Here is a 12,801-nt window from a genome sequence, read left to right as displayed (position 1 = left end):
AGGATGAGCGGCGCTAGACGGGTGACTGCCAGAAGCGGCGCAACTCCTCGCAGATGAAGTCAGTCTTCTCTTCAAATACCCAGTGGCCGCACTCCTCGATCACGCCGCCCTTGGCGTTGGTGGCGATAGCCTTGGCGCAGTCATAGCAATGATCGCCAAACGACACGCGACCCGCCCAAGCTAACATCGGCACGGATAACTTGGTCTTTGTGAGTTCAGCCGTCTGGGCTCCCATCTGTGGGATGTAGCCGTAGTGATTCAGGCTGGCGCGCAGATTGCCCGGTTGGCGCATCTGCGTCGCATAGGCTCGAACATCCTCCTCCGGAATGGCACTCGGGTTGTATGCGAAATCCCGGAAGAAATGGCGCAGGTACTGCTCTTCACGCCCTTCAATCAGGAAGCGCGTGATGTCCATATTCATATGCATGCCCAAATGCCAGTACGCCACGCGCGGATCGACATAGCCGGGGAAACTGAGGCCGAAGAACGGCGTTTCGATCGTCGCCAGTGACAGGGCTCGATCTGAAGCCAGGTAGGCCAGAGCCACCGAGGGAGGACCACCCAAGTCATGGCTGAGGATATGGAACTTTTCCACCCGCTCAGCCGCCAGGAGGTCAAGCATATCCTTTGCAATGGTCTTCGGCTCATATCCGTCAAACGGTTTGTCGCTATCGGCGTAGCCACGCAGGTCGGGCGCAATGAAGCTGTAGCTCCCATGCAGAGCTTCGATGATGGGTAGGAATTCGCGGTGATTCTGGGGCCAGCCGTGCATGCACAAGACTACGGGGCCTTTGCCGGCCGTAACGTAATGCAGGGCAACGCCATTGACCTTTGCGCGCTTGTGGGTGAGTGCAAGCATGATCGCTCCTGGCTGTGAATGAAGATGAACAACGCGCAAAAAAGCGGTTGTCGCGGTCTATTCAAGAAAATCCGGAAGGCAGGATGAATCGCGCATCAGGAACAAGGATTGAAACTTCATGCTGTGTGTGGGATATCCGTGCTTCTATGGAGAACCCGACGAGTGAAGAGCCGGCGTAAAAGCACGTTCATTCAAGCCCGTTTCTCTCCATTTTCAGCATAGTGCAGTTCACCCGACTGCCAGTTGCATCCCGTCAGGTAGGGGGATGTTCAAGGAGAGCACTCATGCGCAGCTGTTCATTTGCAGCCCCCCGAGCCGTCATTTTCATTTCACTGGCTTTGTTTGGCAGCCTGGCTGCGGCGGGCCCAATCCGGTCCGTTGGGAACATGACGTTCCTTGATGCCAATACCTTGGCTGTTGCTGACTGGCGCGGCGGTGAGATTCACGCGCTTCAGTTGCTCCCGCCGGCGAAAGCACAGAGCGGTCCCTTCAATCTGGGGGATATTTCCAATCCCATAGCTCGTGCGCTCAACACCCAGCCGGACAAACTGCGCTTTGAAGACATGGCATTCCGCCCTGGCTCGAATCTGGCGTACATTGCGCTCTCCGTAGAACAAAAGTCATCGACGCCAAAGCCGGCATTGGTCACGGTGGATTCAACCGGGCGGGTCGCCGTCATTGACCTGAACAAGGCGGTCCGGACATCCGCCGCGCTCACTGACGCCCCCGCCGCCGAAAAAAGACTGTGGAGGGACATTCCCGAAGCGGCCTATACCGTGACGGACATGGCCTACTACGAAGGAAAACTGTACGTTGCCGGGCTTTCGAATGCGTCTTTCGCCTCGACGCTGCGCGTATATAGCTACCCCTTCAGCGGATCTGGCTCGGCGACGAGCGTCGAGATGTATCACGCGGTTCACAACCAGACGGAAACGCGCGCCCCCATCCGGAAAATGGTGATCGCCTCGTTGAATGGAGTACCCACTCTCGTCGCTGCCTACACCTGCACGCCCCTGGTCACGATTCCTCTCAAGGATTTGAAGAATGGCGCCCACATCGTGGGAAAGACCATCGCCGAGCTGGGCTGGGGCAGCGCACCCGTTGACATGGTTACCTTCGATGTCGGTCAGGGGCCCATGGTGCTCCTTACCAACTCGCACAAATCCGCGGATCTCATGCCTGTATCCGCCATTGCAGAAGCAGCTCTCAAGCCAGGGCTGAGTACTCCCATCAAATGGCCGAATGAGCCTCTTCTGGGACTCAGGTCGACCTCGATTCCCATGTCCGGACTGGCTCAGTTTGGGTCACAAGACAAGGATTTTTTTGCTGCGCTTCGCAGAGACGAAGCCACGGGCGCGATGGAATTGGTGTCGGTCCGCAAGGGCGCATTCCTGAGACTCAGCGATTTCATAAACGAATACGACTTCGCAGGCTTCAAGTATCCGCCTGGAGAACAATGGAGCGGCACTCACAAAACGCTGCGCACGGACGAGGGCTTCTCCGATCTGGCCACACTGGGGAAGTGAGAGGGACACTCCCCATATGCACGCTGCTGGCGCTCTTCATGGCGCCAGTGGCGTTTGGAGCTCAGCCTGACGGAACTATCTATCCGTCAGGCCCTTCGATCCCCGAGAATCTCCTGCGTATAGAAATTCGATTCGCCAAGCCGATACGCACATCTCCGAGCGCGGAAAGCACCAAGCTCTATGACGCACAGGGCACGGAAATCGATCGGCCCTTTCTCGATCTTCCGTTGCTCAGCCCCGATCAGAAACGTCTGACAATTCTGATGCATCCTGGTCGGGTCAAGTCGGGTGTCTCTGCAAATCTGGAGGTCGGGCGCGCCCTCCACGCCGGGTCGACCGTCACTTTCACTTTTGACGACCCAAGCATTTCGACTCCTCTTCGAAAAACGTGGCTGATCGGCCCGCCGATCACCCAAGCCCTCCAAACGTCGAACTGGGTCCTTGTGCCACCGGCCCGCGGTACACGTGACCTTCTAAAGCTCAGCATGGACTCGCCGATCAGCTCGACGGCGGAGAATCTCATCATTGTTCGCGATCCTGACGGCACCAGAGTTCAAGGGGTGACGCACTTGGAAGCTGCTGAAACGCAGTGGTACTTCCGCCCGAGTAAGGCCTGGAGCAGCGGCGAATACAGCATCATGGTTCATCCGGATCTCGAGGATCCCGCCGGCAACCGGCAGTGCGCCCCGTTCGAAGCCGTCGCAGTTAGCCAGGTTCGATGCGAACGGCCCCTTTCATTGCCATTCGTGGCCAGGAAGCTATAACTTGGGGGATAGGGCAACGGCCGTGGAGCGGGCCAAGCTGCTGCTGCCGCCGGACCCAACCATAGTAAATTAAATCAATTGCTTACGATTATATTCAGGCGAACACGCGGCGCCCGCTTCGTCCATTCCGACGCTGTGGCCGGGCTCCCGGCCCCGGTGGCGGGGCCGGATGCATTCCGCAATGACGGGCATTGCCGCCCGGGGCACAGCGACACCGCGGCCAGGCCGTTTCATCCAGCGGGAACGCCCGCGTGATACACAGCTCCCATACTCCGGCGACAGCAACCTGACTCAGTCGTCTGGTAGCGTGGAGCGGACCGATTTGCTACGGTTGAGCCGTTTCGTCCGCCGCGGCTGCGCCGCAGGAAAAAAGTGGCGGATCGCTGCCTCGAGAAACCGGCAGTTTTCATCAATCCGCGGATTTTCAATCAGGCATCCGCCTAAGGGGGCGTTGTGCGCGAATTCAGGCTTTCCTTTATCGTTACCGCCATCTGCGTGGCCGCCGCCGCCTGGTGGGGCCACAACTCGCCGATGGGCTTGCTGCCCGCGATCTGGCTGGTCTGCGTGCTGGCCGTGCTGGAAGTCAGCCTGTCCTTCGACAACGCCGTGGTCAACGCCGGTGTGCTCAAGGACATGAGCGAGTTCTGGCGCCAGCTGTTCCTCACCGTGGGCATCCTGATCGCGGTGTTCGGCATGCGCCTGGTGTTCCCGATCGTCATCGTCAGCGTCTCCACCGGGCAGGGTGCGCTGCCGGTCATGAAGATGGCACTGGAGAACCCCGAGGAGTACTCGGCGCTGCTGAACAGCGCCTACCCGGTCATCGCCGCCTTCGGCAGCATGTTCCTGCTGCTGGTGTTCCTGAAGTTCCTCTTCGACAACGAGAAGGACGTGCACTGGCTGCGCTGGATCGAGACCAAGCTGGCCCGCGCCGCCAAGTTCGATGAAGTCAGCGTGCTGATCGCGCTGGGCGTGATCTTCTCCACCCGCTGGTGGCTGCCGGCCGAACTGCACCTGCCGGTGCTGGGCGCGGGCATCGCCGGCATCATCCTGTACCTGGCCGTCGACGCGCTCGGTGCGCTGTTCGAGAACGAGTCGACCGGTGACGCCGTGGTGCAGGGCGTGCAGCGTGCCGGCTTCGCCAGCTTCCTGTACCTGGAAGTGCTGGACGCGTCGTTCTCCTTCGACGGTGTCATCGGCGCCTTCGCCATCACCCGCGACGTGGTCATCATCATGCTGGGCCTGGCCATCGGCGCGATGTTCGTGCGTTCGATGACCGTGTACCTGGTGCATCGCGGCACCCTGGACCAGTACATCTTCCTGGAGCATGGCGCGCACTACGCGATCGGCGTGCTGGCCGTGATCATGCTGGTCGGCACCGTGGCGCACGTCCCCGAGGTCTTCACCGGACTGATCGGCGTGGCCTTCATCGTCGCCTCGGTATGGTCGTCGGTGCGGCACCGCAAGGCCCACCCGGAAGAATCGGGCGCCGCGTCGGTCTGAGCGGCGGGCACTCCTCAAGTCAACATTGGCAAAAACCATCGAACCGCGAGAGCGCAGGCATGGCGATCAATCTGCAGAAGGGACAAAGGGTCAACGTTTCGCTGGTGCGCGTAGGCGTGGGCCTGGGCTGGCAGGCCAATACCACCCAGGGCACCGACTACGACCTGGACGCCACGGCGTTCATGCTCGGCGCCAACCAGAAGCTGCCGGCGGACGAGTTCTTTGTCTATTACAACAACCTCGCCTCGCCGGACACGGCGGTGAAGTCCAGCGGCGACGACCAGCGCGGCGGCGGCAACAGCGACAACGAGACGCTGAGCGTGGACCTGTCGATGGTCGATGCGCGGGTGCAGGAAATCCTGTTCTGCGTGTCGATCCACGACGCGGCGACGCGGCGGCAGAATTTCGGCCAGGTGCGGCAGTCCTTCGTGCGCCTGTACGACCTCGACAGCGGCGCCGAATTCGCCAAGTACGAACTCGACGAGGATTTCAGCGTGGAGACGGCCGTGGAACTGGGCCGTCTCTATCGCCGTGACGGCAGCTGGCGCTTCGAAGCGCTGGGCAAGGGATATCGCGGTGGCCTGGAGGAACTGGTCAACCGCTACCAGTAGTACAGAAAACTCATCTAGCCTCAGGAGCAGCCGTGGCCCGCAAACTACCCGTTTACCTCGTTCTCGATACCTCCGGCTCCATGATGGGTGAACCCATCGAGGCGGTGAAGAACGGCGTCCAGCTGCTGGTGTCGACCCTGCGCCAGGATCCCTATGCCCTCGAGACTGCGCACCTGTCGGTGATCGGCTTCGGCGCCACCGCCACCGTGCTGGTACCGCTGACCGAACTGGCGATGTTCCAGCCGCCGGCGCTGGTCGCCAGCGGCTCCACCAGCCTCGGCGAGGCGCTGCGCCTGCTGGCCACGCGCATCGACCAGGAAGTGGGCAAGACCACCGCCGACACCAAGGGCGACTGGAAGCCGCTGGTGTTCCTGATGACCGACGGCGTCCCCACCGACGACTGGAAGGCGGGCCTGGCCGAGCTCAAGACGCGCAAGACCGGTGCCATCATCGCCTGCGCCGCCGGCCACCAGGCCGACGAGACCCTGCTCAAGGACATCACCGAGATCGTGGTCAAGCTCGACACGGCGGACACCGCCACCATCAAGGCGTTCTTCAAGTGGGTGTCGGCGTCGATCTCGACCGGCAGCCAGAAGGTGGAGCAGGCGGGCAAGGAGGTCATCGGCCTCAACGACCTGCCGCCGCCGCCCAAGGAAATCAACCTCGTCGTCTGACCGCTGTCCAACCAACCGTCGGAGATTCGCGTGGGCATCAATCTGAAGAAGGGTCAAGGCATCAACCTGGCCAAGTCCGAGCATGACCTGTCGCAGGTCACCCTGGGCCTGGGCTGGGACATCGCAAAGCCCAAGGGCCTGCTCGGCGGCCTGTTCGCCAAGCAGGAGGACTACGATCTGGACGCCATCGCCTTCCTCTGCCAGGCCGACGGCAAGGTGCACCGCCTCGGCGAGAAGCTGGTCGGCGGCGACGTGGTGTTCTTCAACAACCAGAAGCACCCCTCCGGCCAGATCTGGCTCACCGGCGACAACCGCACCGGCGCCGGTGACGGCGACGACGAGCAGATCATCGCCCGCCTCAACACCATGCCGGACGAGATCACCAAGATCGTCTTCCTGGTCTGCATCTACCAGGGCGAGCAGAAGCAGCAGCACTTCGGCAAGGTGAGCAATGCCTTCATCCGCGCGGTCGACGCGCGCGGCAAGGAGATGGCGCGGGCCGACCTGTCGGCCAGCCCGGAAACCGCCAACATGTGCTCGCTGGTGTTCGCCGAACTCAACCGCAACGCCTCTGGCTGGGAGTTCAAGGCGCTGCTGCAGCCCTACCGCGCCGATTCCTTCGTGCCGATCCTGCGCGACCAGTACCTCCCCCCTCCGCCTGAGAAACATCATGCGCCGTCTGCCGGTCTACCTGCTGCTCGACACCTCGGGCTCCATGCGCGGCGAACCCATCGCCGCGGTCAACGTCGGCCTGCAGGCGCTGGTGGCGTCGCTGCGCCAGGACCCCTCCGCGCTGGAGACCGTCCACGTCTGCATCATGACCTTCGACGCCGACGTCAAGGTGGTGGTGCCGCTGACGCCGCTGGACCAGCTGCACCTGCCGCAGATCACCACGCCGGAGTCGGGACCCACCTTCCTCGGCAAGGCCCTGGAAACCCTGTGCGAGCAGATCGACCGCGAGCTGCGCCGCAGCAGTTCCGACGAGAAGGGCGACTGGGCGCCGCTGCTGTTCGTGATGACCGACGGCAGCCCTACCGACCTGCAGGTGTTCGAGGAGCAGCTGGTGCAGATCAAGCGCCGGCCGTTCGGCAACATCATCGGCTGCGCCGCCGGCCCCAAGGCCAAGCAGGAATACCTGCTGCAGCTGACCGACCGCGTGTTCAGCCTCGACACCATGGACAGCGCCTCCTTCACCAGCTTCTTCAAGTGGGTGTCGGCCGCGGTCAGCAGCGGCAGCCGCAGCCAGGGCACCGAGGGCGCCAGCGCACTGCCGCCGCCGCCGGCTGAAATCCTGCTGGTGATCTGAAACCCGCGCCCCGGAGCAAGCGATGCGCAGACTGCCGATCTATTTCCTGCTCGACGTTTCCGAATCCATGGCCGGCGAAGCCCTGTACCGGCTGGAGGACGGCATGGGCGCGGTGATCAAGACCCTGCGCACCGATCCGCATGCGCTGGAAACCGTCTGGATCTCCGTCATCGCCTTCGCCGGGCAGGTGCGCCAGCTGGCGCCGCTGACCGAGGTGGCGAGCTTCGTGCCGCCGAGCCTGCCGGTGGGCGGCGGCACCTCGCTGGGCAAGGCGCTGAGCTTCCTGATGGACGAGATCGACCGCTCGGTGGTGCGCAGCACGCCGGACCGCAAGGGCGACTGGAAGCCGATCGTCTTTCTGATCACCGATGGCAAGCCCACCGACGACGTCGCCAAGGCCGTGGAGCGCTGGCGCACGCGCTACGCCGGCAGCGTCTCGCTGGTGGCGATCTCCATCGGCCACTCGGCCGACCTGTCGGTGCTCAGCCAGCTCACCGATGCCGGCAACGTGCTGACGCTGGAGGAGAACACCGACGCCAACTTCGCCAAGTTCATCCAGTGGGTCACGCAGTCGGTGCAGGCGCGCAGCCGCAGCGTCGGCGACATCAGCAAGGAAGAGAAGCTGCCGGAGCTGGACAAGTCCATCCTCACGCGCCTCAACCTGGACAAGCCGCTGGACCGCGTCGACGACAGCAATGCCTTCTTCGTCTCCAAGTGCCAGAAGACCCAGCTGCCCTACCTGGTGAGGTTCGAGCCGCGCACCGCGCGCATCAACGCCGGGCAGACCAGCTTCGACAGCCTGATGTACGTGCTGGTCGGCTGCTACCCGGTGAAGAACAGCTACTTCGAGATGAGCGCCGACCAGCCCAACGTGGCGACGGTGGACTCCAACCAGCTGCACGGCTTCCCCAGCTGCCCGCATTGCGGCAACCCGGTGGGGTTCGCCATGTGCGACTGCGGCAACACCTTCTGCATTTCCGGCCCGGGTGAGCAGACCTGCCCCTGGTGCCGCCAGACCGCGCAGTTCTCGCGCGGCAAGGAAGGCGACCCGGGCGTCGACCTGACGCGCGCGCGAGGCTGATCGTGCCCGCGCTGCCGGCCCAGACACGCCAGCTCAGTCCCGACGCCGAAAGCGCGCTGCTTGCCTTTCTACAGAAGCACCTGCGCACGCAGGGCATCAACCTGGGCGCGGAGCAGCTGCGCGAGATTTCGCAGCAGGCGCCGGTGACCCAGCTGCTCGACGCCGTCCTGGCCAGCGCGCGCCAGCTGCTGCCGCCCGCGCCGCAGGAAGCCATCACGCTGGTCCCTGCCGCGGCTCCCGTGCCTACACCCGCCGCTGCAGCGGCCGGCGCGACCACCACCAGCGCGCAGGTCAACAGCTACCGCGACGTCGCCGGACAGGCGCCGCTGGCCGCCCCGGCAGCGCCGGCAGCAGCACCCGCGAGCGCCGCGACGACACCCCCCACGCCACCGCCGGCGGCTGCCGCCGCGGCGGTCGCCAGCCCGGCGCCGGAGATTCCCGTGAAACCTGTTCCGCCCGCGCCCAGGACCGTCGTGCGCCTGCCCAACGGCACCGCCGGCCAGCACTACACCGTCCATGTCGACCTGGCGAAGTCGGCGCCGCTGGCGGCCTTTCGCGTCGGCTCGCTCGAGGTGCCGGCCGACTCCGGCCTGGTGTTCGACGCGGCCACCGGACGCCTCAGCGGCGTGCCGCAGGCCGAGCCGGGCCTGACCCGGGAGCACCAGTTCCAGGGCCGCCTGGTGAGCCTGGCCGATGGCACGCCGTCGCCGGCGGTGCTGCGCGTCGACCTGCTGATCAACCCCGATCCGCGCTCGCTGTGGAAACAGCTGGAACCGGACGCCGACCTGCCCTTCCGCAAGGAGCACCGGCGCAGTGCCGAGCTGCCCGGCAAGGGGCTGCGCACCGTCGCGGCCAGCGTGCGCGGCCGCTCGCATGCCAACAGCGGCAGCTTCCGCGAGGACGACTTCCACCTGGACCACGACCGCAGCGGCGGCTGGACCCTGGTGGCGGTCTCCGACGGCGCCGGCTCGGCCAGGCTGTCGCGCCGCGGCTCGGACATCGCCTGCCGCATCAGCTGCGAAAGCCTGCAGGCGTCGATCGCCGCGCTCGACGAGCAGCTCGACGCCCTGCTGCCGCTGGCCACGCTGGCGGAGCAAGTGGCCAGGCCCGAGGTGATGGAAAGCCTGCGCCAGCATTGCCGGCAGCCGCTGGGTTCCGCCGCGTTCACCGCCTGCAAGGCCATCCGCGAGGAAGCCCAGGCGCTCGGCGCGCAGGAGAAAGACCTGTCGGCCACCCTGCTGGTGGCGGCGGTGCGTCCCTACGGCGACGGCTTCTTCGTGGCGGCCTACTGGATCGGCGACGGTGCCGCGGCGCTGTTCGACCCGCAGCAGCCCGACGTCAACCTGCTGGGCGACGCCGACAGCGGCGAGTACTCCGGCCAGACGCGCTTCCTGCAGTCCGGCGAATTCCCCGCACCCGATCCCTGGCCGCAGATCGACCGCCGCGTGCGCTGTGCCTGGGGCGGTCCCGGCTCGATCCTGGCGCTGATGAGCGACGGCGTGTCCGACCCCAAGTTCGGCACCGACAACGCCCTCAAGAACCCCGTCCGCTGGCAGGAATGGTGGAAGGATGTGCTGGCCGGCCCGGTGAACCCGGCACCGGACAACGCCGCCCTGCCCGAGGAGCTGACCCGCTACCTCGACTTCTGGTCGCAAGGCGAACACGACGACCGCACGCTGGCCCTGGTCTTCAGAACCCCATGAGCTTACGCAACCCGCCCAAGGTCATCCGCCTCACCGCCCACGACGGCAGCACCGTCGAGTTCCTCGACGAGGTCAAGGGCTCCGGCGGCCTCAAGGACTGCTATTTCAGCCCCGACCGCAGCTACGTCGTGCTGTTCTTCCGCGACCCGGTGGACGCCAACGGCCGCGACCGCCTGAGCAACATCGTCGGCCGCTTTCGCGACGGCATCTTCCAGCAGGCCGGCGGCGACTACTGGAAGAACGTCTACTGCTGGCCCGAGCGCACGCTGGAATGGAACGGCCGCTTCGGCATCACCGCGCCGGTCTACGCCAAGCACTTCTTCTTCGAGCACGGCTCCAAGAACGGCGACACGCTGGGCATCCGCGGCCGCGAGAAGGAAGGCAAGTGGTTCGCCTCCGCCAACAACCGCAACAAGTTCCTCGATCCCAAGGAACTGGGCACCTGGGCCAACTACCTGCGTGTCTGCCTGCTGATCAGCCGCGCGGTGCGGCGCATGCACATGGCCGGCCTGGCGCATTCCGACCTGTCGTACAAGAACGTGCTGGTCGATCCCAAGGGCGGCAACGCCTGCATCATCGACGTCGACGGCCTGGTGGTGCCGGGCAAGTTCCCGCCCGACGTGGTCGGCACGCCCGACTTCATCGCCCCCGAGGTGGTGGCCAGCGCCAAGCTCGACAAGCGCGATCCCCAGCGCAAGCTGCCGAGCATCGTCACCGACTGCCACGCGCTGGCGGTGCTGATCTACATGTACCTGCTGTACCGCCACCCGCTGCGCGGCGGCAAGGTGCACGACACCGATCCGACGCGCGACGAGGAGCTCGGCATGGGCGCGCACGCCCTGTTCGTGGAAGACCCGGCGGACCTGTCCAACCGCATCAAGGTCGGCCAGGTGCGCCCCAGCGAACTGCCCTGGGCCGACACCCAGCAGCGGCCCTACACACTGACCGGCCCCTACCTCGCGCCGCTGTTCCTGCGCGCCTTCGGCGCAGGCCTGAAGAACCCGGCGATGCGCCCCGGCGCCAGCGACTGGGAGAACGCACTGGTCCGCACGGTCGACCTGCTGCAGCCCTGCGTCAACACGTCCTGCGAGCAGGGCTGGTACGTGTTCGACAACAGCAGCAAGCCGCGCTGCCCGTTCTGCGGCACGCCGTTCAAGGGCGTGCTGCCGGTGCTGAACCTGTACTACTCCACGCACAAGCCCGGCCAGTTCCGCCCCGAGAACCACCGCCTGATGGTCTACACCAACCAGTCGCTGTTCTCCTGGCACGTCAGCCGCAACATCGCGCCCAACGAAAAACTCACGCAGGACCAGCGCCAGCGCGCCGGCTACTTCGTGTTCCACCAGGACCGCTGGTACCTGGTCAACGAGCGCATGCCGGAGCTGTTCGACGCCACCGACAACCTGCCGGTGCCGGTGGGCGAGAAGGTGGAACTGAAGGAAGACATGAAGCTGCTGCTGTCCCGCGCCGAAGGCGGCCGCCTGCTGCACGTGCAGCTGGTCGACTGCCGCTGATCGTCCACACGCACCCACACGAAGACTGCCCATGATCGAACTGCAAGCCGGACAGAACGCGGCGCTCGGCGCCACCCGACTGACGCTGCGCATCACCCAGGCCCCGGGCTCCACGCCGCTGGTGCTGGACGCCAGCGCCTACCTGCTCACCGAGTCCGGCAAGGTCACCGGCGACGAGGGTTTCCTGTTCTACGGCCAGCCCAGCGTGGCCGGCGATGCCGCGCGCCTGGCGCCGGAGCAGCGCGAGTTCTCGGTGGAGCTGTCGCGGCTGCCGGCCGGCATCGAGCGCATCGCCTTCTGCCTGACCATCGACCAGGGCGTGAAGCGCGGCCAGCGCTTCGGCCAGCTCGAAGCGGTGACGCTGGACGTGAGCGGCGGCGAGTCGCCGCTGCGCTTCACGCTGGCCACCACCGGCATGGCCGAGACCGCGGTGATCCTCGGCGAGTGCTACCTGCGCAACGGCGCCTGGAAATTCCGCGCCATCGGCCAGGGTTTCAATGGCGGCCTCGGGCCGCTCGCCGGCCACTTCGGCGTGACGATCAAGGACGACCCGGACCAGGCGCCTGCGCCGGCCGCGGCGCCGTCGCCCCCTCCTCCCCCGCCGCCGGAGCCGCCGCGGCCCGCCGCCGCGCCGGTGAGCCTCACCAAGATCACGCTGGAGAAGCGCAAGCCGGTGTCGCTGGACAAGCCCGGCGGCGACTTCGGCGAGATCCTGATCAACCTCAACTGGGACAAGGGCAACAAGAAGGGCGGCTGGCTGTCGCGCGGCTCGGGCGGCATCGACCTGGACCTGGGCTGCATGCTGGAACTGGCCGACGGCAGCAAGACCGTGGTGCAGGCACTGGGCGGCAACTTCGGCAGCTTCAACCAGCCGCCCTGGGCGCAGCTGATGGGCGACGACCGCACGGGCGCCTCCACCACCGGCGAGAACCTGCGCATCAACGGCTCGCACTGGAAGGATTTCCGCCGCGCGCTGATCTTCGCCTTCATCTACGAGGGCGTGCCCAACTGGGCGCAGGCCAACGGCGTGGTGACGATCCGCATTCCGGGCCAGCCGGAACTGGTCACGCACATGGAATCGCAGGGCTCGTCGGAAGGCATGTGCGCCATCGCCATGCTGGAGAACGATCGCGGCAGCATCCGTGCCAGCAAGCTGGTGGAATATTTCCAGGCCCATCCGCAGATGGACCAGGCCTACGGCTTCGGCTTCCGCTGGAAGGCGGGCTCGAAGTAGGCTCGGGCACTTTTCAAAAGCGCCCCTGT

11 protein-coding genes and 1 pseudogene are annotated in these 12,801 nt (G+C 65.3%); 11 read left to right on the top strand and 1 reads right to left on the bottom strand.

Going from position 1 to position 12,801, the window contains the following annotated elements:
* Positions 1 to 13: 13 nt before the first annotated feature.
* Positions 14 to 859: an alpha/beta fold hydrolase gene (locus tag D0B54_RS01885; RefSeq protein WP_117288666.1), complete on the bottom strand. Its 846-nt coding sequence runs from the start codon at positions 857 to 859 to the stop codon at positions 14 to 16.
* 284 nt (positions 860 to 1,143) lie between these two features.
* Between D0B54_RS01885 and D0B54_RS01880 the strand changes: the two genes are divergently transcribed.
* The 11 genes and pseudogenes from D0B54_RS01880 to D0B54_RS01830 all read left to right on the top strand — a co-directional run bounded on the left by D0B54_RS01880 (position 1,144) and on the right by D0B54_RS01830 (position 12,772).
* The gene (locus tag D0B54_RS01880; RefSeq protein ID WP_117288665.1) at positions 1,144 to 2,385 is read left to right on the top strand and encodes a hypothetical protein; all 1,242 of its coding nucleotides are present in this window, start codon (positions 1,144 to 1,146) and stop codon (positions 2,383 to 2,385) included.
* A 38-nt stretch (positions 2,386 to 2,423) separates the two neighbouring features.
* Complete coding sequence (locus D0B54_RS24100; RefSeq protein WP_162932137.1) at positions 2,424 to 3,149, top strand: hypothetical protein; 726 nt, start codon at positions 2,424 to 2,426, stop codon at positions 3,147 to 3,149.
* A 453-nt stretch (positions 3,150 to 3,602) separates the two neighbouring features.
* A complete protein-coding gene (locus D0B54_RS01870) occupies positions 3,603 to 4,649 on the top strand; it encodes a DUF475 domain-containing protein (protein WP_117288661.1) in 1,047 nt (348 codons plus the stop codon).
* 59 nt (positions 4,650 to 4,708) lie between these two features.
* Positions 4,709 to 5,260 (top strand): TerD family protein, encoded by a 552-nt coding sequence (locus D0B54_RS01865; protein WP_117288659.1) that lies wholly within the window; start codon positions 4,709 to 4,711, stop codon positions 5,258 to 5,260.
* Positions 5,261 to 5,292: 32 nt separating this feature from the next.
* Positions 5,293 to 5,934 (top strand): vWA domain-containing protein, encoded by a 642-nt coding sequence (locus D0B54_RS01860; RefSeq protein ID WP_240433526.1) that lies wholly within the window; start codon positions 5,293 to 5,295, stop codon positions 5,932 to 5,934.
* A gap of 30 nt (positions 5,935 to 5,964) precedes the next feature.
* A pseudogene (locus D0B54_RS01855) lies at positions 5,965 to 6,579 on the top strand (TerD family protein); the annotation flags it as partial.
* Positions 6,580 to 6,604: 25 nt separating this feature from the next.
* On the top strand, positions 6,605 to 7,240 hold the full coding sequence (locus D0B54_RS01850; RefSeq protein WP_117288655.1) for a vWA domain-containing protein: 636 nt from the start codon (positions 6,605 to 6,607) through the stop codon (positions 7,238 to 7,240).
* 22 nt (positions 7,241 to 7,262) lie between these two features.
* Positions 7,263 to 8,321: a TerY-C metal binding domain-containing protein gene (locus D0B54_RS01845; protein WP_117288653.1), complete on the top strand. Its 1,059-nt coding sequence runs from the start codon at positions 7,263 to 7,265 to the stop codon at positions 8,319 to 8,321.
* A gap of 2 nt (positions 8,322 to 8,323) precedes the next feature.
* Positions 8,324 to 10,024, top strand: a complete 1,701-nt coding sequence (locus tag D0B54_RS01840; protein ID WP_117288651.1) for a PP2C family serine/threonine-protein phosphatase — start codon at positions 8,324 to 8,326, stop codon at positions 10,022 to 10,024.
* Positions 10,021 to 11,538, top strand: coding sequence for a helix-hairpin-helix domain-containing protein (locus tag D0B54_RS01835; protein WP_117288649.1), 1,518 nt, complete (start codon positions 10,021 to 10,023; stop codon positions 11,536 to 11,538). Before D0B54_RS01840 ends, D0B54_RS01835 begins: the two co-directional genes overlap by 4 nt.
* A gap of 31 nt (positions 11,539 to 11,569) precedes the next feature.
* Complete coding sequence (locus tag D0B54_RS01830; RefSeq protein WP_117288647.1) at positions 11,570 to 12,772, top strand: TerD family protein; 1,203 nt, start codon at positions 11,570 to 11,572, stop codon at positions 12,770 to 12,772.
* Positions 12,773 to 12,801 lie beyond the last annotated feature (29 nt).

Source organism: Solimonas sp. K1W22B-7 (assembly GCF_003428335.1).
GTDB lineage: Bacteria > Pseudomonadota > Gammaproteobacteria > Nevskiales > Nevskiaceae > Solimonas_A.
Note: the sequence above shows the minus strand (reverse complement) of the source record. Positions and strands in the feature narration are given on the sequence as shown.

Coding starts and splice junctions, on each gene's coding strand:
- D0B54_RS01835 (WP_117288649.1), top strand. CDS start 10,021: ATGAGCTTACGCAACCCGCCCAAGGTCATCCGCCTCACCGCCCACGAC.
- D0B54_RS01865 (WP_117288659.1), top strand. CDS start 4,709: ATGGCGATCAATCTGCAGAAGGGACAAAGGGTCAACGTTTCGCTGGTG.
- D0B54_RS01830 (WP_117288647.1), top strand. CDS start 11,570: ATGATCGAACTGCAAGCCGGACAGAACGCGGCGCTCGGCGCCACCCGA.
- D0B54_RS01845 (WP_117288653.1), top strand. CDS start 7,263: ATGCGCAGACTGCCGATCTATTTCCTGCTCGACGTTTCCGAATCCATG.
- D0B54_RS24100 (WP_162932137.1), top strand. CDS start 2,424: ATGGCGCCAGTGGCGTTTGGAGCTCAGCCTGACGGAACTATCTATCCG.
- D0B54_RS01850 (WP_117288655.1), top strand. CDS start 6,605: ATGCGCCGTCTGCCGGTCTACCTGCTGCTCGACACCTCGGGCTCCATG.
- D0B54_RS01880 (WP_117288665.1), top strand. CDS start 1,144: ATGCGCAGCTGTTCATTTGCAGCCCCCCGAGCCGTCATTTTCATTTCA.
- D0B54_RS01885 (WP_117288666.1), bottom strand. CDS start 859: ATGCTTGCACTCACCCACAAGCGCGCAAAGGTCAATGGCGTTGCCCTG.